This is a genomic window from Catenulispora rubra, from assembly GCF_015356825.1.
GTDB lineage: Bacteria > Actinomycetota > Actinomycetes > Streptomycetales > Catenulisporaceae > Catenulispora > Catenulispora rubra.
Genome location: NZ_JAACYW010000011.1, coordinates 1 through 21,351, shown reverse-complemented (window position 1 = coordinate 21,351; position 21,351 = coordinate 1). Strand labels below are relative to the sequence as shown.

The 21,351-nt window shown below is 70.0% G+C and carries 17 protein-coding genes and 2 pseudogenes; 7 read left to right on the top strand and 12 right to left on the bottom strand.

Translation table 11 applies throughout. From position 1 onward, the window contains the following. Positions 1 to 48: 48 nt before the first annotated feature. The gene (locus GWK61_RS05595) at positions 49 to 768 is read right to left on the bottom strand and encodes an ABC transporter permease (RefSeq protein WP_194905657.1); all 720 of its coding nucleotides are present in this window, start codon (positions 766 to 768) and stop codon (positions 49 to 51) included. A 48-nt stretch (positions 769 to 816) separates the two neighbouring features. Next, positions 817 to 1,110, bottom strand: a pseudogene (locus GWK61_RS60590) (ABC transporter ATP-binding protein); the annotation flags it as partial. Between the two features lie 41 nt (positions 1,111 to 1,151). Between GWK61_RS60590 and GWK61_RS05590 the strand changes: the two are divergent. The 3 genes and pseudogenes from GWK61_RS05590 to GWK61_RS05580 all read left to right on the top strand — a co-directional run. Then, positions 1,152 to 1,811 (top strand): annotated as a pseudogene (locus tag GWK61_RS05590) (sensor histidine kinase); the annotation flags it as partial. A 31-nt stretch (positions 1,812 to 1,842) separates the two neighbouring features. Beyond that, positions 1,843 to 2,445, top strand: a complete 603-nt coding sequence (locus GWK61_RS05585) for a response regulator transcription factor (protein ID WP_194905709.1) — start codon at positions 1,843 to 1,845, stop codon at positions 2,443 to 2,445. Positions 2,446 to 2,465: 20 nt separating this feature from the next. Beyond that, the gene (locus GWK61_RS05580) at positions 2,466 to 3,254 is read left to right on the top strand and encodes a thioesterase family protein (protein WP_194905655.1); all 789 of its coding nucleotides are present in this window, start codon (positions 2,466 to 2,468) and stop codon (positions 3,252 to 3,254) included. A 138-nt stretch (positions 3,255 to 3,392) separates the two neighbouring features. Here the strand turns inward: GWK61_RS05580 and GWK61_RS05575 are convergent, their stop codons facing one another. Continuing rightward, positions 3,393 to 4,214 carry a class I SAM-dependent methyltransferase gene (locus GWK61_RS05575; RefSeq protein WP_194905653.1) on the bottom strand — a complete coding sequence of 274 codons (822 nt, stop codon included), beginning with the start codon at positions 4,212 to 4,214 and terminating at the stop codon, positions 3,393 to 3,395. A 70-nt stretch (positions 4,215 to 4,284) separates the two neighbouring features. On the opposite strand from GWK61_RS05575, the gene GWK61_RS05570 reads away from it, so the two are divergent. Next, complete coding sequence (locus tag GWK61_RS05570) at positions 4,285 to 4,590, top strand: GNAT family N-acetyltransferase (RefSeq protein ID WP_499699644.1); 306 nt, start codon at positions 4,285 to 4,287, stop codon at positions 4,588 to 4,590. Positions 4,591 to 4,621: 31 nt separating this feature from the next. On the opposite strand, the gene GWK61_RS05565 is transcribed toward GWK61_RS05570, so the two are convergent. Beyond that, entirely contained in the window at positions 4,622 to 6,313 is a 1,692-nt protein-coding gene (locus GWK61_RS05565; protein WP_194905651.1) for a DEAD/DEAH box helicase, read from the bottom strand. 369 nt (positions 6,314 to 6,682) lie between these two features. Here GWK61_RS05565 and GWK61_RS05560 point away from each other — a divergent pair, with 369 nt between their 5' ends. Beyond that, on the top strand, positions 6,683 to 7,807 hold the full coding sequence (locus GWK61_RS05560) for a GntR family transcriptional regulator (protein WP_194905649.1): 1,125 nt from the start codon (positions 6,683 to 6,685) through the stop codon (positions 7,805 to 7,807). A gap of 284 nt (positions 7,808 to 8,091) precedes the next feature. Here GWK61_RS05560 and GWK61_RS05555 read toward each other — a convergent pair whose 3' ends face one another. The 6 genes from GWK61_RS05555 to GWK61_RS05530 form a co-directional block, all read right to left on the bottom strand. Continuing rightward, positions 8,092 to 9,144 (bottom strand): glycoside hydrolase family 76 protein, encoded by a 1,053-nt coding sequence (locus GWK61_RS05555; protein ID WP_194905647.1) that lies wholly within the window; start codon positions 9,142 to 9,144, stop codon positions 8,092 to 8,094. Positions 9,145 to 9,160: 16 nt separating this feature from the next. Next, positions 9,161 to 10,408, bottom strand: a complete 1,248-nt coding sequence (locus GWK61_RS05550; RefSeq protein WP_438939752.1) for an ABC transporter substrate-binding protein — start codon at positions 10,406 to 10,408, stop codon at positions 9,161 to 9,163. Positions 10,409 to 10,548: 140 nt separating this feature from the next. Further along, positions 10,549 to 11,424, bottom strand: a complete 876-nt coding sequence (locus GWK61_RS05545) for a carbohydrate ABC transporter permease (RefSeq protein WP_194905643.1) — start codon at positions 11,422 to 11,424, stop codon at positions 10,549 to 10,551. Further along, a complete protein-coding gene (locus GWK61_RS05540) occupies positions 11,421 to 12,251 on the bottom strand; it encodes a carbohydrate ABC transporter permease (protein ID WP_369125553.1) in 831 nt (276 codons plus the stop codon). Before GWK61_RS05540 ends, GWK61_RS05545 begins: the two co-directional genes overlap by 4 nt. Before the next feature lie 100 nt (positions 12,252 to 12,351). Next, a complete protein-coding gene (locus GWK61_RS05535; protein ID WP_323747416.1) occupies positions 12,352 to 13,788 on the bottom strand; it encodes a glycoside hydrolase family 125 protein in 1,437 nt (478 codons plus the stop codon). Between the two features lie 350 nt (positions 13,789 to 14,138). Beyond that, positions 14,139 to 15,341 carry a GntR family transcriptional regulator gene (locus GWK61_RS05530; RefSeq protein WP_194905638.1) on the bottom strand — a complete coding sequence of 401 codons (1,203 nt, stop codon included), beginning with the start codon at positions 15,339 to 15,341 and terminating at the stop codon, positions 14,139 to 14,141. Positions 15,342 to 15,546: 205 nt separating this feature from the next. On the opposite strand from GWK61_RS05530, the gene GWK61_RS05525 reads away from it, so the two are divergent. Further along, positions 15,547 to 17,436: a glycoside hydrolase family 76 protein gene (locus tag GWK61_RS05525; RefSeq protein ID WP_194905636.1), complete on the top strand. Its 1,890-nt coding sequence runs from the start codon at positions 15,547 to 15,549 to the stop codon at positions 17,434 to 17,436. A 122-nt stretch (positions 17,437 to 17,558) separates the two neighbouring features. Here GWK61_RS05525 and GWK61_RS05520 read toward each other — a convergent pair whose 3' ends face one another. Continuing rightward, complete coding sequence (locus GWK61_RS05520; protein ID WP_194905635.1) at positions 17,559 to 18,125, bottom strand: TetR/AcrR family transcriptional regulator; 567 nt, start codon at positions 18,123 to 18,125, stop codon at positions 17,559 to 17,561. A gap of 88 nt (positions 18,126 to 18,213) precedes the next feature. Between GWK61_RS05520 and GWK61_RS05515 the strand changes: the two genes are divergently transcribed. Then, complete coding sequence (locus GWK61_RS05515) at positions 18,214 to 19,113, top strand: SDR family oxidoreductase (RefSeq protein ID WP_194905633.1); 900 nt, start codon at positions 18,214 to 18,216, stop codon at positions 19,111 to 19,113. A gap of 127 nt (positions 19,114 to 19,240) precedes the next feature. Here the strand turns inward: GWK61_RS05515 and GWK61_RS05510 are convergent, their stop codons facing one another. After that, positions 19,241 to 21,313, bottom strand: a complete 2,073-nt coding sequence (locus GWK61_RS05510; protein ID WP_194905631.1) for a glycosyl hydrolase family 8 — start codon at positions 21,311 to 21,313, stop codon at positions 19,241 to 19,243. Positions 21,314 to 21,351: the final 38 nt, after the last annotated feature.

Here is a 21,351-nt window from a genome sequence, read left to right as displayed (position 1 = left end):
CCCGCTACTGCGCGAGGACATCACAGATGGCCGTGTCGAGCTGGCTGGCTACCGGCGCGGCTCCCACTTGAACATGCGGCCGGCCAGCGCGACGGCGACGACCACCCAGGCGAGCGTCGGCGCGAACAGGATCAGCGAGTCGCGCACCGCGACGCCGCCGTTCCAGGCGCTGAGGACCAGTTCGGTCGCTGAGCCGCCGGGGAGCAGGCGCTTGAGCAGCGCGAGCTTGTGGGTGCCGGTGGCGCCGACCCAGCCGGCCACGGACAGGACGCCGATCATCACCGGCATCGTCGTGACCTGCGCGTGCTCGGGCGAGTTCGTACGTCCTGCGGTGGCCAGGCCCAGGCCGAGCATCATGGCCACGGCGGCGAGGACCGCCGCGACCAGCAGGACGACGTCGCTCGGCCGGCCGGCCACCACGGCCAGCACCGCAAGGATCGCCGCGACCTGGATGAGCGCGATGACGACGATCGGGAGCAGCAGGCCGGACAGGATGCTGCCGTCGCCGGTCGCCGTGGACCGCAGGCGCTTCAGGAAGAGGTTCTGGCGGCGCGCGGCCAGGGTGGTGACCGTGGTGGTGTAGAGCCCGATCGTGACGACGAAGAACATCACCATCGCCGCGATGTAGCCGAGGCTCGCGATGCGCTGGAAGGTCTTGTGCAGGCCGACGAACATCGCGCCGAACGCGATCGGCAGGACGAGGCTGGTCACCAGAACCAGACGGTTCCGGAAGATCTGGATCAGCTCGCCGCGGGCGATCGGAAGCATGGGGAGGTCCTGTTCTGAAGGGGCTGAGAAAGTAGGGAAAGCGGTGCGCTAACCGGCATGGCTCATGGCGCGGAACACGTCGTCGAGCCGGGTTGGCCCGGCCTGTAGGTCTCGCAGTTCCATCGCGTTCGCCGCAGCCCAGTCGAGCAGGGTGTGGAGATCCTTCTGCAGGCCGAACGTCTCGATGAGGAACGTGCCGTTGGGCTCGCGCTTCGCCGGCAGTGGCAGTGGCGATGGCAGCGGCGACGCCGGGGCGAGGTCCGGGAGACCGAAGCTGATGGTGGCTGGAAGCGTCCGTGTCAGCTCCGAGACCGTGCCCTCCCGGTGCAGTCGGCCCTGGTGTGCTCCAGTACCTCGTCATCCCGACGGCCGTGGTGGTCGTGGTGACCGGCCTGATGTTCGCCAGCCAGCGGATCTACGACCTGATCGCAGAGCTCGAACAGTCCCGGGAGCGCGAGGCGGAGCTGGCCGTGGTCCGGGAGCGCATGCGGTTCGCCAGCGATCTGCACGACATCCAGGGCCACACGCTGCACGTGGTGAAGCTCAAGATCGCGCTGGCCGAGAAGCTGCTGGACAGCGATCCCGAGCGCGTCCGCGAGGAACTGCTGGAGATGCACACACTGGTCGGCGACACCATCGCCCAGACCAAGGAACTCGCCTACGCGCAGCGGCGGCTCAACCTCTCCAGCGAGTTGGAGAACGCGAAGAACCTCTTCGAGGCGGCGGGGATCCACGTGCGCGTCGAGCGCGAAGCCGAGGTGGACACGCGGGCCAGCGAGCTGCTGGGCCAGGTCCTGCGCGAGACGACGACCAACATCCTGCGGCACGCTCAAGCCAGCCGCGTGCAGATCACGCTGGCGCGGTCAAGCATCGCCATCGCGAACGACGGCGCGCCGGACACGCCGCTGCCGGAACTCGGCGGGCTCTCCATCCTGGGGCAACGACTGGCCGACAACGGTGGCGAGCTGACGGTGGAACAGAAGGACGGGCGCTTCCTGACGGCGGCAGCGTTCCCCGGCTTCGTTTCCGGGAGCGCGTCGTGAGCGCGTCATGACAGCACAGGAGGACGCAGCGATGACCACCGTGGTGCTCGCCGACGACGAGGTACTTCTTCGCAAGGCGCTGGCTTCTTTGCTGCCGCTCGAAGGCGAGATCACCGTGCTCGCCGAAGCGCAGGACGGCGAGTCGGCGGTGCGGGCCACGTTGGAGCACCGGCCCGACGTGCTCGTCATCGACCTGGAGATGCCCAATGTGGACGGGCTGGAGGCGGTCGCCGAGATCCGTCGCGTGCGGCCGGAGCAGGTGATCCTCATGCTGACCCGGCACGCGCGGCCCGGGGTGTTGCGCAAGGCCCTGAAGCTCGGCGTGCAGGGCTTCGTCAGCAAGTCGGCGGAACCCGCGCACATCACGTCGGTCATCAAGACGCTGCACGAAGGCCGGCGCTGGATCGACCCGGACGTCTCGGCGCTGGCCGTCGTCGACGACTGCCCGCTCACCGACCGCGAGATCGACGTCCTGCGGGCGACGCGGGAGGGGTTCTCGGTCGCGGACATCGCCGCGCGGCTGCATCTGGCCGAGGGGACGGTGCGGAACTACCTGTCGAACGCCATGCAGAAGACCCAGACGCGGACGCGGCATGAGGCGGCACGGTACGCCCGGGAGCACGACTGGCTGTAGGGCCCGGGAGACTATGGCTCATGAACATCGGCAGCTACTACGAACCGGCCGGCGAGCACTGCTACAAGCCGACGTCGCACGCGGGCGGCGCGTGGGATCCCGCGGAGCAGCACTTCAGCCCGCTCGGTGGGCTCATCGTCCACGCCATCGACGAGTACGTGGCCGGGCGGCCGGGCGAGAAGCTGGTGCTGTCCCGGATCAGCTTCGACATCCTCGGGCGGCTCGCTCTCGACGAGTGCGAGATCCGAGTGGAGACGCTGCGGCCGGGGCGCACGATCGAGTTGGTCGAAGCGGTCATGGTGATCGGCGGTCGGGCGGTGGTTCGGGCACGGGCTTGGCTGCTGAGTTCGGGCGACACTTCGGCGGTGGCCGGGAGCGGGGGCGGCGGCGTCCTCACACCGCCGGAGAAGCTGGCTTCGTGGCCGATGACGGACGTGTGGCCCGGCGGCTACATCGCTTCGCTGGACGTCCGTCCGGTGGCGCCTCCCACGCCGGGTCGCACCACCGCGTGGATCAGCACCGATCTCGACCTCGTCGCGGGACAGACCGTGAGCCCGCTCGCGGCGTTCGTCGCACTGGTCGACACAGCGAACGGCATCGCGGTGTGGCGGCCGCCGACGGAGTGGATGTTTCCCAACGTCGATCTGACGATCCACTTGCATCGCCAGCCCGAGGGGCGGTGGACCGGGCTGGACACGACGGTGACGTTCGGGCCGACGGGTCAAGGCGTCACGTCGACCGTGCTGCATGACGCCTCGGGGCCTGTTGGGCACGCTGAACAGATCCTCACTGTCCGGCCTCTGGCTTAGCGACGGACGTCGCGGGGCCGTCGCAGGTCCGCGATGCGCTCCTGGTCGGTCGTGCCGCCCCAGGTCCCGTACTCCTCGCCGAGGTGGCGCCGGCGGCGCTCTGTTCACGCTAAAGCGGGTGATCGGGCATGGCTTCCGTCAGATGACGTCCGGTCGTCCGGCGCGGCGCGCGGTGTAGACGATGGTCAGGCGGGGATCGTCGACATGGCCGCCGAGCTCGTCGATGATCGAGCCCAGGCGTGTCAGGAACTGCTCCCGGTCCGACGGCGCGAGCTCGGCGATGTTCGGGAACGTCGACCACTGGTCCCGCGCGGTCTGCGGGGTCAGGGTCTGCTGCCATTCGATGATCTCGACGGACACGTCGCCGAAGAAGCCGCCGGCGGTCAGCTGCCTGCGCCACCGATCGGTGTCCAGCGCCTGCGAGCGGCTGTCGCGGTAGCCCGTCTCGCCGGGCAGCAGGTCGTGGTAGACCGCATCGAGCCGGTCGCGGAAGAGCGTCGGGCGCCGGGCGTCGCCGAACTCGTTCCACCACGCCGCCAACCAGCCGCCCGGACGGACGAGCCGCCCGATCCGCTCGGTCGAGGTGACCGGATCGACCCAGTGCAACGCGGTCGCGGCAACGGCCAGGTCGAACTCGCCGGACAGATCGGCGGTCTCGAAGTCGGAGACGCAGACTTCCAGCCGATCGCAGCCATGCTCGCCGACCAGAAGCGCCGCGAGCCTTTCACCCGGCTCGACCGCGACCACCCGCGCACCAGCCGCCAACAACACCCCGGTCGCCAGCCCCGAGCCGGCCCCGATCTCCAGGACCCGCGACCCCGGCCCCAACCCGCAGCGCTCAGCGAGCAGGTCGAAGACCGCGGCGGGGTAGGGCGGGCGGCCGCGTTGGTACACGTCCGCATTGGCGTTGAAGGACATCCGGCGGGCGGCGCGCACTGTATCGGCTTGATCCTGGTTCACCCCGGCACTCTGCCAGAGGGGACTCGCCAGGTGGCGGGATTAATCGGCGCTCCAGCGCGACGAGTTGCTGGTGCTGGTGGCCACAGACGGCTGGCAGATACTCGGCGTCGTGGCGCTGGCCGTGATCCCGTACTTCGAGCGGCCGGGATCGTGGGGTCGAGTTGTTGCGCTCGTTGTGGACTCCCAAGCGCGCGGCCTAGGCGTCGGGCGCCGCCTGCTCGCCGTCGCTGAGCAGGCGGCGTGGGACCGGGGCTGCGTCTGCATGGAGATCACCAGCGCCCGCCGACGCACCGCCGCCCACGCCTTCTACCGGTCGGCCGGATACGCCGACCGGTGTGGGGAATCAGCCCGCTTTCTCAAGGAGCTGATTCCATAGACTGCGGCGATCGGCCGCTCAGCAAACCCACTCAGCGATCCCGGTCCAGTCGGATGTTGAGCCTGCGGCCCTTGATGGTCGCGCCACGCAGGGCCCTGATCACGTCCTCCGCAGCGTCCGTCGGGACTTCGACCAACGAGAAGCGGTCGGCGATCTCGATCGCGCCGATGTCACGTCCACTCAGCCCCGACTCGCCGGCGATGGCTCCTACCAGGTCCTGGGGGCGGATGCCGGAGCCTCGGCCGGCGCCGACGAACAGGCGCGTCGTGCCCGCACCGGGGCCGGCGCCGGGGCGGCCGGTCTCGCGGCGCTTGCGGGGCCCGCGGTCCTGCCCGGGCTCGCGCTGCGACCGGTCCCGGTCGGGGATCCTGGCGTCCGGGATGTCCTCCTCGTCGTACGCCGTGCCGCCGGCCTCGTGGACCAGCTTCACCGCGGCCAGCGCCACGTCGAACAGGTCGTACTCCTCCGCCAGGCTCTCCACCACGACCCGGAAGCGGTCGAGGTCGGCGCCCTCGATCAGGCTCTCCTCCAGGGAGGCGCGGGTCAGCTCCAGGCGGCGGGTCCGCAGGTCGGCGACGGTGGGGACCTTCTCCAGCGGGATCTTGCGGCGGGTCGCGCGCTCGATCGCCTTGAGCATGCGGTGCTCGCGCGGCTCGGCCAGGGTGATGGCGACGCCTTCGCGGCCGGCGCGGCCGACCCGGCCGATGCGGTGCACGTAGGACTCGGGCGCTGAGGGGACGTCGTAGTTCACCACGTGCGTCAGGTGCTCGACGTCCAGGCCGCGGGCCGCGACGTCGGTGGCGACCAGCAGTTCGGCGGTGCCCGAGCGCAGCCGTCCCATCACCCGGTCGCGCTGCTCCTGGCTCAGGCCGCCGTGCAGGGCCTCGGCACGGTAGCCGCGGCCGTTGAGCGTCTCGGAGAGCTGGTCGACCTGCTCGCGGGTGCGGCAGAAGACGATCGCGGCCTCCGGGGCCTCCACGTCCAGCACCCGGCCGAGCGCGGCGGCCTTCTGGGCCCGCGTCACCATGTACGCGCCCTCCCGCACCCGCGGCGCCTCGCCGGGCGGCGGCTCCTCGCGCTCGATGCGCACCCGGACCGGGTCGCTGAGGTGGCGGCGGGCCAGGGCGTCGATGCGGCTCGGCATCGTCGCGGAGAACAGCACGGTCTGCCGCTCGGCGGGGGCGTTCTCCAGGATCGAGTCGATGTCCTCGGAGAAGCCCATGTCCAGCATCTCGTCGGCCTCGTCCAGGACCACGGTCTGCAGGGCGTCGAGCCGGAGCGTGCCGCGCGCGATGTGGTCCAGGGCCCGGCCCGGGGTCGCGACCACCACGTCGACGCCGCGTCCGAGGGCGCGCAGCTGGTGGCCGATCGGCTGGCCGCCGTAGACCGGAAGGACGCGGACGCCCAGTTCGGCGCCGTAGCGGTGCACCGCCTCCGACACCTGCATGGCCAGCTCGCGGGTCGGCACCAGGACCAGGGCGGCCGGGTCCGTCCCGCGGCCGCCGCGCGGGATGCGCTGGATGATCGGCAGCGCGAACGCGGCGGTCTTGCCGGTGCCGGTGGCGGCCTGGCCCAGCAGGTCACGGCCGGCGAGCAGGTTCGGGATGGCCTCGGCCTGGATCGGCGTGGGCTCCTCGTAGCCGAGCTCTGACAAGGCCCGGAGGATCTCCGGTTCCAGGTCGAGGTCGGCGAAACCGAGCTGGTCGGCGGTGGCTTGTGCCATGGCGGGGCCCTTCGTCCGGGAGCGTGCGGACACGACGCCCCCACGCTCCCAGTATCGCCCGCATCGACGCGCCTCGCTGGTCGGGGGCTTGGCCGGAGGACGCCGGCGGCTGTGCTATCGGCGGGGCCGCAGCTCGGTGGTGCCAGGTCGCGGAGGGCGTCAGCGGCCTGACGGTCGGTCGGCCGGTAGTCGCGCTGACGATCGTCGACAGCGACTGGTGCGCAGGGGTGGCCGGCACCGCCGCCGACCTCGCGGCCCTACTCGCGGGGGCTGCGGCACACCGAATACGTTTCCTCCCGCACCTGGACTCCCCGGCCCACCCTGATGATATATTAAACATGTCTAATCGTCTCCGCGAGAGGCCCACCGGTGCCCGACAAGCTGCTCTACGAGCACGTCCACTCCGAGCTCAAGAGCCGCATCGCCGATGGGCGGTATCCCGTGGGCGAGCGGTTGCCGAGCCCGGCTGAGCTGTGCGAGGAGTTCTCGGTCAGCACGATCACGCTGAAGCGGGCGCTCGACATGCTCGCCGGGGACGGGTACGTGGTGCGGCGGCCGCGGCACGGGACCGTGGTGGTGAGCGCGGAACCGGAGCCGGGCGGGTCGGCGGCCGGTGGGGCCAGTGCTGGTGCCGGCGGTCTGCCGTTGTTCGGTGCCGTACTGACCAGCTTCGACGACACCTTCGGCAGCGGGATCCTGACCTCGATGATCGGCCAGACCTCGGGGCGCGCGAACCTGGCCGTCAAGATGTCCTTCGGCGACGCCGACGCCGAGGAGGCGCTGATCGGCGAACTGCTCGCGGCCGGGGTCTCCGGGCTGGCGTTCCAGCCGAGTTCGTCGGAGTCGGTGCCGCCGGCCCTGCTCGGGCTGCTGGCGCGGCGGTTCCCGGTGGTGATCATCGACCGCTCGTACGACGGGATCCCGGTCTCGGCGGTCTGCTCCGACAACGTGGCCGGTGGCCGCGCGGCCACCGAGCACCTCCTGGACCTCGGGCACACCCGGATCGGCCTGGTGACCAGCGCCAGCCGGGTCTCGACGGTGCAGGACCGGCGCAACGGCTACGTGCGCGCGCACGCCGCGCGCGGGGTGCCGCACGACGACGCCGACGAGTTCCACGCCGTCGACTCGGTGACCCCGGGTGCCACCACCAGCCCCGAGGAGGACATGGCCCGGCTGACGGAGTTCGTGCGGAGCCGCCCGGGGATCACGGCCTACCTCGCCTCCGAGCACCACATCGCGCTGCTGCTGCGCAAGGCCTGCCAGGCGGTCGGCCGCGCGGTCCCCGACGACGTGTCCATCATCTGCTTCGACCAGGCCGACGCACTGCTGGACGACTCGATGTTCGTCTTCACGCACATCGCGCAGGCGCAGCACCTGATGGGCACGCGCGTAATCGAGGAGCTGTTCGCGCAGCTGGACGATCCCGGCGCGGTGACCAAGCACGCGCTGCCGACCCGGCTGGTGCCCGGCGCCTCGACGGCTGCCAGACACTGATCACTGATCAACACCGTAGGCAGCGAAGCACTCGGCTAAAGGGCACGACATTGGTCGACAAGCACTGGGTGCCGACCGAAGGCTGCGAAGCACCCGACCGCCAGCCGCGGGACACCGAACCGAATACGCGGGACGCCGACCAAAGCCGACGCCCCGCGTACCCCCCGCCCGGGCTTCGCGCGCTTCCCCGCGTCTCCCCGCGCCGCCCGAGCCCTCCGTCCCGCACCGGCAGGCGGATCGCCGATGCGGGCCCGAAGCCGTAAGCCCCAGCCCCAGATTCAGCCTCAGCCGGCCACCCTGCGGCAGACCTCGGTCCCGATGATCGCGCTGAGCTGCGCCGAGTACGGCACGTGCGCGTCGGCCGCCGGCGGGGTCCGCCAATCCGTTCCGGCCAGTAGCGCGTCGCCGTCGAGTGCGCGCGTCCACAGCACCTGGCCGGCGCCGAGGATCAGCTCTCGGATGTCCGTCGCCGAGGGGTCGGCCTGGACCAGGAGACCGGCGTAGCGGTACATGATCCCCTTGAACAGGCCCTCGTCGCCGCCGGTGCCGTCGTCGAGCAGGACGCCGTCCGCGCTCAGTTCGCGGAATGCCGTGCGAGCCGTGACCAGCGCTCGGTCCAGCAGCGTCGAGTCGCCGGAGACCGCCGCCAGTTCCACGCAGGCCCCGATGTACAGGCCCTGGTTGTAGGTGAAGCGCCACTGCGTGTCGACCCGGCCGTCGTTCTCCCGGTTGACGCCGTCCTCGATGAAGCCGTCGGTTCCCCGCAGGGTCTTGTCCAGCCAGTCGAGCGACCTGCGGGCCCAGTCCTGGTACTCGGTGTCCCAGGTGGCCCGGTGCAGGCGGGCACCGAGGATCACGAACGTCCCGTTGGACGGCGTGTTCTTGTACCAGAGCTGTTGCTTGCGCCAGGCGATGCCGCCGCCGCACTCGTCGTTCCAGCCCTCGTCGCGCACGTGGTGCCAGATCTTGACCGCCTCGTCGAGGTACCGCCGCTCCGAGGTGGCCTCGTGCAGGCGCAGCAGCGCGATGCCGAACCAGAGCATGTCGTCGAAGTAGTCGTTGAACAGCGAGCCCCGGTTGCGGGCCAGGATGTTGTCGCGCACGGCGACGGCGGCGTCGCGCCAGCGGGGGTCGCCGGTCCGCTCGAAGGCGTCGAGGCGCGCCTCCAGAGCGTGCGCGAGCCACCAGTAGTTGAAGGTGTCGTCGTCTCCGGGCCGCAGCGGGTGCCAGTTGTGGAGCAACTGGTCGCCGTCGGCGCCGAAGTAGGTGTCCAGGCTTGCTTGGATGCGGTCCGCGCGCTGCCCCCACAGCGCGGCGGACACGATGGTTTCGCTCATACCGGTGCTTGAGTCCTCATACGCCCTTGGCGAGGAGCTGGTCGCCCTGGCTCGCCGCGTTCTTCAACGCGGAAGCGGCGTCCGTCTTCCCCGACATCCAGTTCTGCAGTTGCGGTTCCAGCGCCTTGCCCTCGACGTCGCTGTAGCCGGGCACGTTCGGCCGCACCACGGCGAAGCCCTCGGTCTGCACGAACGCCGGCCAGTGCCCGCTGCCGAAGTACGGGTCCTGACTCGCCTTCACCGACCCCGGCAGCCAGCTGCCGATCTTGGCGAACGCCACGCCGTTGGCCGGGACCGTGGTCCACCACTTCACGAACTCCCACGCCGCGTCCCGGTGCTTGGCCTGCGCCGGGATCACCAGGCCGAAGCCGCCGGTGATGGCGCCCCTGCCGCCGAGGCCGGCCGGCGGCGGGACCACGCCGTACTCGAAGCCGCTGATCTTGTCGTACTGCGGCATGTTCCAGGGGCCGTCGTACTTCATGGCGATCTGGCCGGTGCCGAAGCCGTCGACGCCCTGGGCGAAGCCGAGTTCGTACACCTTCTTGTTGTGCAGCAGATCGTCCCAGAACGACAGCACGGCCTGGCCGGCCGGGCTGTTGAACGCTGTGGACTTCTTGTCCGCGGACAGCATCTGGCCGCCGGCCTGCAGGATCCAGACGTTGAACAGGCCGGGGTCGTCCAACGCGAAGCCGGCCACCTTGAGCTTGCCGCCGTCGCGCCGGGTCAGCACCTGGGCCGCGGTGGCCAGCTCCTCCCACGTGGTCGGCGGCTTGATGCCGGCCTTGTCGAGCATCGTCTTGTTGTAGACCAGGGAGCGGTTGTCGACGAGCATCGGCAGGCCGTACTGCTTGCCGCCGACGGTCATCTCGCCGTAGGGCGCCGGGAAGAAGTCGGCCGTGTCGACCTTGTCCCGGGCGATCAGGTCGTCGACCGCGGACAGCGCGCCCTTCGGCGCGTACAGCGAGGTCTGGTAGCGGTCCCAGAGCACGACGTCCGGGATGTTGGTGCCCGAGGCGATCGCGGTCAGCAGCTTGGTCTCGACGATGTCCTGCGCCTGGTAGGTCACATGCACCGCGGTCTGGCTGTTGTTGAAGGCCGCCAGCTGCGTGTTGATCTGCTTCACCTGGTCGCCGTTGAACGACCCCCACATGGTGATGTTCTTGACGCCGCCCCCGCCGGAGCCGGAGCCGGACTTGGACGAGCCGCAGGCCGCGAGCAGCGGCGCCGCGGCCAGGCCGAGCGCTCCGGCGACGCCGCCGCGCAGCAGACCGCGGCGGGAGACTGCACTGGATGAAAAGGCCGGGCTGGACGACACGGCCGGGCCGGACGAAGGCAGGGCTGGATCATGCTGGTTCATCACGGTTCTCCTGGGTGAGGTGAGGGAGGACGTGCCGACGTGCCGTACTACTTGCCGCCGGTGGTCGCCAAGTTGTCGACCATCCAGCGCTGCGCGAACATGAAGATCACCAGGACCGGCAGGCTGGCCACGACGGTGCCCGCCATCAGCGGCCCGGTCTGCGAGCTGTAGTTGGTGACCAGCCCGGACAGCCCGACCTGGATGGTCATCTTGTCCGGGGAGTTCAGGACGATCAGCGGCCACATGAAGGCGTTCCAGCCGGCCTGGAACGTGAGGATGCCGAGCACGGACAGCGCGGCGCGGGCCAGCGGGACGTAGATCTTGAAGTAGATGCCGAACTCCGTGGCGCCGTCGATGCGCGCGGCGGCGGCCAGGTCGTCCGGCAGCGACTCGAAGACCTGCTTCATGAAGAACACCGCGAAGGCGCCGATCGCGCCGGGCAGGATGACGGCCCAGTAGCTGTCGAGGAATCCGCTCCCGCCGTTGCCGAGGACGTCGTTGCCGCCGGCCAGCGGGAAGTACCTGAGGATGAGGAACTGCGGGACCATCGTGACGGTGCCGGGGATCATCATCGAGGCCACGTAGGCGGAGAAGATGATCCGCTTGCCGCGCAGGTGGAGCTTGGCCAGCGTGTAGCCGGCCAGGGAGCCGAAGAACAGGTTGGTGACGACGCCGACCACCGCGATCAGCAGCGAGTTCAGCGCGTACCGGAGCATCGGCACGGTGTGGAACACGCTGGTGTAGTTGCCGAACGTCCAGTGCTTGGGGATCAGGCCGAAGCCGCTGGCGACGATGTCGCCGGCCGGCTTCAGGGACGTGGACAGGGTCCACAGCAGCGGCAGGACGGTGGAGACGGCGACCACGGTCGCGGCGATCCACCACAGCGCGGTGCCGAGCTTCCGACGTGTCAGAGTGTTGTTCACTGGTCGCCCGCCTTGTTCACCAGCCGCGCGTTCACCAGCGAGACCGCCAGGATGATCGCGAACAGCACGAAGGAGATCGCGGAGGCGTAGCCCATCTTCAGGGCGCCGAAGCCGCGGTCGTAGATGTAGTAGACGAGGGTCACCGTGGAGTTGCCGGGACCGCCCTTGGTCAGCACGTAGGCCTGGTCGAAGACCTGGAACGCGCTGATGATCAGCAGCGTGGTGACCAGCATCGTGGTCTTGGTCAGGGCCGGGAGTGTCACGTACCGGAAGACCTGCCAGCTGTTGGCGCCCTCGGTGCGCGCGCTCTCCATCAGCTCTTTGGGGATGTTCTGCAGGCCGGCCAGATAGATGACCATGTTGGTGCCGAAACCGGCCCACACCGACATCAGCACGATCGCCGGCATCGCCCAGTTGGAGTCGTAGAGCCAGGCCGGGCCGTTCACCCCGAACTCGCCGAGGATCACGTTGATCAGGCCGTGCTGCGGGTTCAGCATCCAGTACCAGATCGAGGCGGTGGCCACGGTCGAGGAGATCACCGGGATGTAGAACATGACGCGGAAGTACTTCGCCGCGCGGACTTTGCGGTTCAGCAGCAGCGCCGTCCCCAGCGCGACCACGATGCCGAGCGGGACGTACATCAGGGTGTAGAGGACCGTGTTCTCCAGCGCCTTGGTGAAGAACGGGTCGTGGACCAGGTCGGTGTAGTTCTTGAAGCCGACCCAGTTCATGGTGCTGATGACGTCGTAGTCGGTGAAGCTGAGCACCGCCGCCATGACCACCGGCAGCAGGACGAAGAGCACGAACAGCAGGACCGGCAGGGTCATGAACAGCGTGGCGGCGCGGCGCTCGGAGCGGCGGGTGTCGCGGACGCGCCCGCGGTGCGGCGAGGAGGCGTCGGCCGCGGCGGCGGATATCGCCTCGATGTCAGCGGCCATCGCTGACTCCTTCCGACGGGAGGTGGCTGGCGGGGGCGCCGACGGAGACGCTGGCGGAGACGCGGTCGGCGGGGGCGGTGCCGACCGTGACGTAGCTGACCGGGATGGTGCCGATCGGGATGTCGCCGACCGGGGCGTAGCCGCAGTAGTCCAGGACGAGCTCGGTGAACATGGCCTCGGCCCAGGAGAACCACTCCCGGGTCCAGGTCCCCGGGTCGTCCGCGTGGAACGACTCGTGGACGCGGGTGGTGCCGGCGTCGGTGGCCAGCAGGGTGGCGATGGCCGCGCGCTGTTCGGCGCGGTCGCCGCTGGTGAGCGCGGCGACGGCGATCGCGATCGGCCAGACGTGGCCGGGCGGGGTGTGCGGGCTGCCGACCCCGGAGGCGGCGCGGCCGGCGACGAACGTCGGGTTGCGCTCGCTGAGGACGAAGGCGCGGGTCGCGAGGTAGGTCGGGTCGTCGGCGTGGCAGTAGCCGAGCAGCGGGAGCGCGAGCAGGCTCGGGACGTTGGCGTCGTCGGCCTCCAGGACGCCGCCGAGGCCGTCGACCTCGTAGGCCCAGCGCGGTCCGGTGACCGGGTCGTCGATGACGGCGTGCTCGGCGATGCCGGTCTGCAGGCACTCGCGCAGCCCGTCGGCGCGGGCCAGCAGCTCCGCGCGCCGGTCGTCGGGCAGCGCCGAGCCCGGTTTGTGGGTCAGGATCTCCGCCAGCTGGCCGAGCACGACGACGGCGAACATGTTGCCCGGGACGTTGTAGCCGAAGCGGGTGGCGTCGTCGCTGGGGCGGAAGCCGCTCCAGGTGAGGCCGGTGACGGCCGTCTTCGGGCCGAGGCCGTCGCGGACCAGGGTGTCGGAGGCCGGCGCGTCGAAGCGCTGGAAGCGGTAGGGGGAGGCGGCCTCGTGGTCGAGCTCGGTCTCCCAGGTGGTCAGGACCGCTTCGGCGGCGGTCCAGAACGCGTCGTCGAGGAAGTCGTCGCGGCCGTAGGCGCGCCAGGTCAGGTGCGCGAGCCACAGCGGGTAGCACAGCGAGTCGACCTCGTACTTGCGCTCCCAGACCCAGGGGTTGGCGGCGGTGTCGTCGGCACTGTGGCCGGCGCCGTCGGGCCGCGCGTTGAAGGCGTTCGCGTACGGGTCCACGGCGACGTAGGCGAGCTGCCGCCGCAGCACGCCGATGACGAACGACTGGGCCAGCGGCAGCACCTCGCGCAGCCGGAGGAAGGGCAGCACCTGCGCCGCGGAGTCCCGCAGCCACATCGCCGGAATGTCGCCGGTGAGCAGGAAGACCGTGCCGTCGTCCAGGTACCGCGCCGTCCGCTCGCGCACCTCGGTGAGGAACCGGGTGACGATCACCGCGGCCCCCGGGTCGCCGCCGACGGCCTCGGTCACCCGCCGCTGGAGGTCCTGCAATCCGGCCTCGCCGTACTCCACGATCACACCTAACTGAATATATTCAATCTACTGGATGTGTCGGGAGGATAGACCCGGGCGTGGCGCGAGCGCAACGGGTAACGCGCAGGCAATCCGGAACGGATCGCGCGCGGGCGGGGAGGGGGAAATGTCAGGGTTCGACGATGGTGAGGAGGCGGGCGCGGACTGGCGCGGTTTAGCCGGCTCGGTAGGCGCGCAGGAGCTCAACCGCGCGGCGAGCATCGCCGCCAGAGGCCGCCAGCTGCTCAGACAGGCGCGAGAAGGTTAGGGCTCGACGATGCTAAAGGGGACGAGCGCGCGGCGGCCACCGCCGCCAGGAGCCACCAGCTGCTCGGACGGGCGCGAGAAGGCTAGGGCTCGACGACGGTAAAGGGGACGAGCGCGCGGACCGGTGTGGTTTCGCCGGCCAGCTGCGCGCGCAGCAGTTCCACCGCGCGGCGGCCCATCTCGGCCTGGTCTTGGCGGACGTGTAGGAAGCGCGGCGGGGCGAAGGGGTCGACCGGGGAATCGAAGCAGGCGATCTCGGGCAGGGCTGCTTGATCGCCGGTCGCGCGCCGATCGGTGTTCTGCTCGGCGACGGCCAGGGCGATCACCCGCGCGAGGTTGTACTCGCTGGCGACGAAGGCGGTCACCTGGGGGGCGGCGTCCAGGAAGCGGCGGACCTCGGCCACGTCGTGGCGGATGTTCTCGGTGGTGAGGGCGCCTGGCAGGGTGCTGACGAGGTCGGTCAGGCGGTGGGCGTCGGGGCCGAGTTTGTGGGTGGCCAGGGCGCGGCGGAAGCCGTCGAGGCGCTGCTCGATGGTGGAGGTGTGGGAGGGGGCCGGGGAGGCGAAGCAGATCTCGGTGTGGCCGCGGCGGATCAGGGCTTCGGTCAGCGCCTGGGCGGCGGCGACGCCGTCGGTGTGGACCGTGCTGGCGGCGATGCCGTCGAGGGAGCGGTCGACCAGGACCAGGGGGAATCCGTCGAGGACCAGGCGGAGGAGGCTGGCGTTGTGGAACTCGCCGTGGACGGGGAAGACCAGGAGGCCGTCGACGGTTCCGGCGGCGCGCAGCCGTTCGATGGCCAGTTCCTCCTCGCGCTGGCTGCCTCGGGTACGGCGCAGGACGAGGTCGATCCCCGCTTCGGAGCACGCCTGCTCCACGGAGGTGAGCAGGTCCAGGCCGTAGGACTCGGAGAAGTCCGGGAGCAGGAAGGCGATGGCCTGGTCGAGGTCGCCGTCGGGCTTGCGGTTGCGGCTGCGACCACGGCTGCGTGACGCGGCGTCGGCGGCCGGGGCGGGCTCGTCCTCGGCGCGTTCGGCCAGGTCGCGGCTGGTGACGCCGTCGAGCGCCGGCGGCGCCGGGACGACGAACGACCCCTTGCCGCGCAGCCGCTCCACGATCCCGGCCTGCCGCAGGACTTCGAGCGCGCTCTTGGCGGTGACGCGGCTGACGCCGAACGCCGCAGCCAGCTCGGTCTCGGACGGGACCCGCCCGCCGGGCACCAACTCGCCTGCTCTGAGCTCGTCGAGGAGGTGGTCGACGATCGTCTCGTAGAGCAGCGGCCGCGTCATTCCAGTCACCCTATCTTCACCGGTCGTCACAGCTGACGTCGGCAGATGATCCAGGTTGACGCATGTTGACATATCTCAAGTCGAGAGTACCGTCGCGCTGACCGAGTCCCCGACCCGAACCCTCGACCGAAGGACTGCATCGGCCATGCGAAGACTCTGTTCAAGAATCCGTTCAAGACTCCGTTCAAGAATCCGCGCGGCGGCCGTGACCGGCCTGGTCGCCGCCCTGGCCGGCACCGGCCTGGCCGTCGCGGCCCCCGCCCCGGCGCACGCCACCACCTCCTCGGACGCGAGCGCCGCGATGTCCGCGTTCGTCTCGGCGTTCTGGGACCCGACCGCGAAGTACTTCTTCTGCAACAGCGACCACCAGGTCCACTCCCAGCACGCCTACGGCCCCGACGGCGGCCTGTACTCGGACTTCTGGTGGGAGGCGCAGAACTGGGAGACCGTCATGGACGCCTACCAGGCGACCGGCGATCCCACCTACCGGCAGATGATCGACGACGTCTACACCGGCTTCACGGCCTTCTACCCGACCTTCAGCACCAACTTCAACGACGACCTGGGCTGGTGGGCCCTCGCCTCGGCGCGCGCCTACGGCATCACCGGCGAGACCCAGTACCTCACCACCGCCGAGAACCTGTTCAACTCGGTCTACGCCTACCAGGACACCACCTACGGCGGCGGCATCTGGTGGCAGCGCAACCTGCAGAACCAGAAGAACATCGCCTCCAGCGCCCCGGCCGCCGAGGCCGCGGCGATGATCTACAAGGACACCGGCAACACGACCTACCTCACCGACGCCCAGGGCCTGTACTCCTGGATGAAGTCGACGTTGCAGTCCAACGGCCACGTCTACGACCACGTCGACGGCAGCGGTGTGGCCAAGTGGGACTTCACGTACAACTTCGGGGCCTATATCGGTGCGGCCGACGCGCTGTACACGGCGACCAGCAACTCGACGTACCTGACGGACGCGAACGCCGCAGGCTCGTGGGCCACGACGTACCTGACCAACGCCGGGACGCTGGACTACGAGGGCGTCGACGACGCCGGCGGCTTCAAGACCGTCCTGATCCGCAACCTCGCGCACCTGGCCGGCGCGCACGGACAGACGCAGTACCTGCCGTTCCTGCAGATGAACGTCAATCAGGGCTGGAACCAGCACCGCTCCTCGGACAGCCTGGTCGGCCCGGACTGGTCGCAGCCGACCGGGAGCGCGTACCTGCAATCGCTGACGGCCGGCGCGATGGCCGGCGCGGCCGCGGTGGTCACGCCGGACGGGACGTCGGGCCCGCAGCCCGGCTTCGCCACGTACCAGGCGACGAACGCGCGCACCACGAACATCAGCTCCGAGAGCACCAACTCCGGCTTCAGCGGCCGCGGCTACCTGGCCGGCTGGAACGCTGACGGACAGTCGGTGTCCTTCGAGGTGCAGGCCCCGGCCGCGGGTGCCTACGAGATGGCGCTGCGCTACGCCGGAGGCGCCGGGAACGCCACCCGGAAGATCTCGGTCAACGGCTCGGTGGTGGCCGGTAACCAGCAGTTCCCCGGCACCGGCGGGTGGTCGAGCTGGTCGACCGTGACGCTGAACGGCGTCGCGCTGAACCAGGGGTACAACGAGGTCACCATCGCGTACTCCTCGGCGGCGGGCAGCTCGAACTACCTCAACCTCGACTCGATGCGCCTGAGCTACCAGCTCCAGGCCGAGAACGGGGTGCTGCACGGCGGCATCGGGCTGGAGTCCTCCAACGCCGGCTACACCGGCACCGGCTACCTGGCCGGCTGGAACGCCGACGGGCAGTGGGTGGACCTGAGCCCGAACGTCAGCCGCAGCGGGACGTACACGGTGACGTTCCGGTACGCGGCAGCCGCCGGGAACGCGTCGCGGTACATCTACGCCGACGGCACCGACGTGACGGACAACCTGGCGTTCCCGGGGACGGCGTCGTGGTCGACGTGGAACACGGTGACGCTGAGCGGCGTGCACTTGAACGCCGGGAGCAACACCTTGTCGGTGATCTACGACTCGACGAAGGGCAGCAGCAACTACCTGAACCTCGACGAGGTGACGGTGCAGTACACCGGCGGTTGAGATCACCCGCTCACGGCCGGGCGCTCCGCCGGAGCCGCCGCCACTGTGTCACCGGGTCACCGTGTCACCGACGTCGGTGACACGGTGCGTGCTCAGCCGATCTCGGCCAAGCTCAGCCGATCTCAGCGTCCCGCTTCTACAAGCTTCTCCAAAGCGACGAAGCACCCCTCCATGGTCGCCGGCATATCGCCGGTCTCGCTGCGCACCCACTTCGCGAACGCCGAGCGGAACACCGCGATCCCCGCGTCCGCCGCCAGGCGCGCGTCGGGATCGGTGACGCCGCGCGCCCGCAGGCCCTCGGCCAGCGCCGTGGCGATCTTCGCCATCTTGGCCCCCTCGCGCTCCTGGAGTTCCGGGTGGGCGTCGATGATGCCCTGCCGGAGCTGGGACCGGTCGTGGCGCTCGTCGAAGAAGCCCGTGACCGCGGCGAGGGCTTCGTGGATCGCGCTCAGCGGGGTGGCGTCCGGCGGGGCGGCGGCCAGGGCCTCGACCATCGCGGCCTGGAGGATCTCGCCGCCCTGGAAGAGCACCTCGCGCTTGTCGCTGAAGTGGCGGAAGAACGTGCGCTCGGTCAGGCCGGCGCGCTCGGCGATCTCCGCGACCGTCGTCTGGTCGTAGCCCTGCTCGATGAACAGGTCCATGGCGGCTTGTTCGAGACGTCCTCGAGGGTTCGACGGCCAGCGGCTCATGACCCCATGGTAGTTGATGACAGAGACTGACATCAGTGTTAGCGTGAGTGATGTCAGTCGCTGTCATCACGGCCTGGGAGGCCAACTCATGCGTGTCTTCGTCACCGGCGCGTCCGGACACATCGGTTCCGCCGTCGTCCCCGAACTGCTCGAAGCCGGACACCAGGTCGTCGGCCTGGCCCGCAACGACGCCGCCGCCGAGCGGGTGGCCGCGCGCGGCGCCGAGGTGCACCGCGGCGACGTCTTCGACCCGGACTCCTACCTCGACGCCCTCGACGCCGCCGACGGCGTCATCCACCTCGCCTACGACCACTCCTTCACCGACATGGCGGCCGCCGCGGCCGAGGATCTGCGCGTCACCAAGGCCATCGGCGAGCGCCTGGCCGGCACCGGCAAGTCCCTGGTCGCCACCTCCGGCACGCTGATGCTGGCCCGGCGCGCCCCCGGCGTGCTCGGCCTGGAGGAGCACACCTCGGAGGCCGGCCCGCGCGTCGACACCGAGAACGCGGTCGTCGCCCTGGCCGAGCGCGGCGTCCGCTCCTCGGTGGTGCGCCTGGCCCCGCTGGTCCACAGCGATCTGGACCACCACGGCTTCAGCCCGGTCCTGATCCGCGTCGCGCGCGAGAAGGGCTTCGCGGCCTACGTCGGCGACGGCGCCAACCGCTGGCCGGCCCTCAACACCCGGGACGCGGCCCGGATCTACCGGCTGGCGGTGGAGTCGGCGCCCGGCGGCACCCGGCTGCACGGCGTGGAGAACGAGGGATACGCCTTCCGCCTGATCGCCGAGACCATCGCCGAGCGCCTCGGCGTCCCGGCCGCCTCGATCGCCGCCGAAGACGCCGCCGCGCACTTCGGCTTCCTCGGCTTCGCCGTCGGGGCGGACAATCCGACCTCGAACGCCTTCACCCGCAAGACGCTCGGCTGGGAGCCGGAGCACATAGGTCTGATCGAGGACCTGAAGCAGGACCACTACTTCGTGGAGCAGTAGGAGTTCTAAGCGCAGGAGAGCAGCTGCGGGAACGCAGCAGCAGCAAAACAGGCACCGGCCCCGACGCCTCCCTCAAAGCGTCGGGGCCGGTGCCCTTCCCTCTTTCCGAAATGCTCCAGGAGCTGGTCTAGGAGGTCGTCACCGCGGTGTCGTCGAGGACGGAGTTGGTGGTCCCGCCGCTGGTGTCCGTCTCACTGCCGACGAACTTCAGCGTGACGGTCTGGCCCGCGTACGCCGACAGGTCGGCGGTCTGCTGCGAGTAGCCGGAGTTCGCGTTCAGGTTGGAGAACGAGCCGACGGTGGCCAGGACGGTCCCCGAGGAGTTCAACACCTGCACGGTGAACGTGTCCGGCTTCGCCGTCGTCGTGTTCTCCGTGGTGTCGATGTGCAGCCAGTAGGTCAGCGTCGCCGAGCAGCCGGCCGGAATCGTCACGCTCTGCGCGGCGGTGTCGGTGTCCTTGCTGCCGTTGCCGTTGAACCATGCGATCCACGAACCCGAGTGGGACGGTTCAGCCGACGTCGCCTTGGTGATCGGCGTGAACCCGAGCGTGGAGGTCTGGGTCCACGTCGTGGCACCGGACTCGAAGCCGGGGTTCGCCAGCAGCTGCGCCGGAGTGCAGCCGCCACCGCCGGCCGTGGTGACGGTCAGCGAGTACGAGGCCGTGTGCGACCCCGAAGAGGCGGTCCCGGTCACGGTGATCGCGTACGTCCCCGCCGGGGTCGACGACGACGTCGCGATGGTCAGCGTCGAGGACGCCCCGGAGGTCACCGAGGCCGGGTTGAAGCTCGCGGTCGCCCCGGTCGGCAGGCCAGAGGCGGACAGCGCCACGGACTCCGCAGACCCGGAGGTCACCGCGGTGCTCACCGACACGGTCGCCGAAGAGCCCTGACTCACCGACCCGGACGCCGGCGAGGCCGAGACCGAGAAGTCGTTGGTCGGCGGCGGGGTCGACGCCGAGGCCGGGCTCCAGTAGTCGCCGGCCATCACGATCATGACCAGCGTCTTGATGGTCTCGCCGTAGTAGCCGTCGCCGTACGGGTTGGTCTGTAGGAAGTTCCAGATCGTGTCGGTCCACGCCTGGTCCCCGGCGGCCATCGCGGACGGGCCGATCGAGTCCCCGGCCTCCTCGGCGACGTCCGAGGTGCTGTGGGCGGTGCAGTTCAGGTTCAGGTGCGGGTAGACGTTCCCCGGGTTGGAACCGGAGACCTTCTTGGCGCACGCCGACCACTTCTGCGCCTCGCCGAGCTCGAACTGCGCCACCGAGGAGCCGTTCAGCAGCGCGTCGGTGCCCATGTGCCACGGCACGCGGATCGAGTTGTAGCCGACGATGTTGTCCGGCTGGTTCTCCTGGTAGTTCGCCGGGGCCGGCTTCGGGCTGCCGCCGTCCGCGCCGACCACGAAGTCCGACAGCAGGCCGTAGGACGAGGAGTAGTTGCTCACCAGCGAGGTGTCGACGGCCTCGGTCCGCGCGATGACCTTGTTCCAGTCGTGCGAGGTGTCGTACGCCGCGTAGGCCCGGAGGTGGTCGATCATGTGGTCCGAGGGCCGGGTGTCGGTGTTCGGGCCGTCGTCCTCGCACTTGAGGTGGCCGTCCGGCGCCACGTTGTGGTTGTAGAAGTTGTTCAGCCACGTCATGGCGTCGCCGGTGTAGCCGCCCCACTGCTTGTCGGCCAGGATCAGGCCGTAGCCGACGTCGAGGTCGCCGTCGGTCGCGCCGTCGGGGGTCCCGCCGCTGTAGTACTTGCAGGTCTTCCCGTCGAGCTGCCACTGCATCATGCCGTACTGGTCCTCGTGGTCCTTGACCAGCTGCCACAGGCCGTTGAACTCGGTCTGCGCGTTGGCGTCGTACCCGGCCATCAGCGGCACGATGTTCATGCCGTAGCCCTGGCCCTCGGAGACCGGGCCGTTGTTGGTGGCGTCGCCGTCGCCCTTGGTGGACACGTAGTACTCGTTGCTGGCGCAGCCGTGGACGAGGAAGTTGGACTTCCAGGAGTCGTACTGCTTCTCCACGGCGGAGTCGCGCGTGGCCTGGGAGGCCGACGGCATGACGCCGACCTTGTAGGTCTGGTGCTGGGGGAAGGAGAAGTTCGGTCCGGCGGCCTGGACCGGGACGGTGTGCGCGACGGCGAGCGCCACGCACCCCGCCAGGGTACTGATTCCGGTCGCGAGGCTGAGCACACGCTGGGAGCGGCGCTTCACAGGCTCGTTCCTTTCTGCGGGTGGGGTGTGGGGTGTGG

Coding starts and splice junctions, on each gene's coding strand:
- GWK61_RS05595 (WP_194905657.1), bottom strand. CDS start 768: ATGCTTCCGATCGCCCGCGGCGAGCTGATCCAGATCTTCCGGAACCGT.
- GWK61_RS05585 (WP_194905709.1), top strand. CDS start 1,843: ATGACCACCGTGGTGCTCGCCGACGACGAGGTACTTCTTCGCAAGGCG.
- GWK61_RS05580 (WP_194905655.1), top strand. CDS start 2,466: ATGAACATCGGCAGCTACTACGAACCGGCCGGCGAGCACTGCTACAAG.
- GWK61_RS05565 (WP_194905651.1), bottom strand. CDS start 6,313: ATGGCACAAGCCACCGCCGACCAGCTCGGTTTCGCCGACCTCGACCTG.
- GWK61_RS05555 (WP_194905647.1), bottom strand. CDS start 9,144: ATGAGCGAAACCATCGTGTCCGCCGCGCTGTGGGGGCAGCGCGCGGAC.
- GWK61_RS05540 (WP_369125553.1), bottom strand. CDS start 12,251: ATGACCCTGCCGGTCCTGCTGTTCGTGCTCTTCGTCCTGCTGCCGGTG.
- GWK61_RS05530 (WP_194905638.1), bottom strand. CDS start 15,341: ATGACGCGGCCGCTGCTCTACGAGACGATCGTCGACCACCTCCTCGAC.
- GWK61_RS05520 (WP_194905635.1), bottom strand. CDS start 18,125: ATGAGCCGCTGGCCGTCGAACCCTCGAGGACGTCTCGAACAAGCCGCC.
- GWK61_RS05515 (WP_194905633.1), top strand. CDS start 18,214: ATGCGTGTCTTCGTCACCGGCGCGTCCGGACACATCGGTTCCGCCGTC.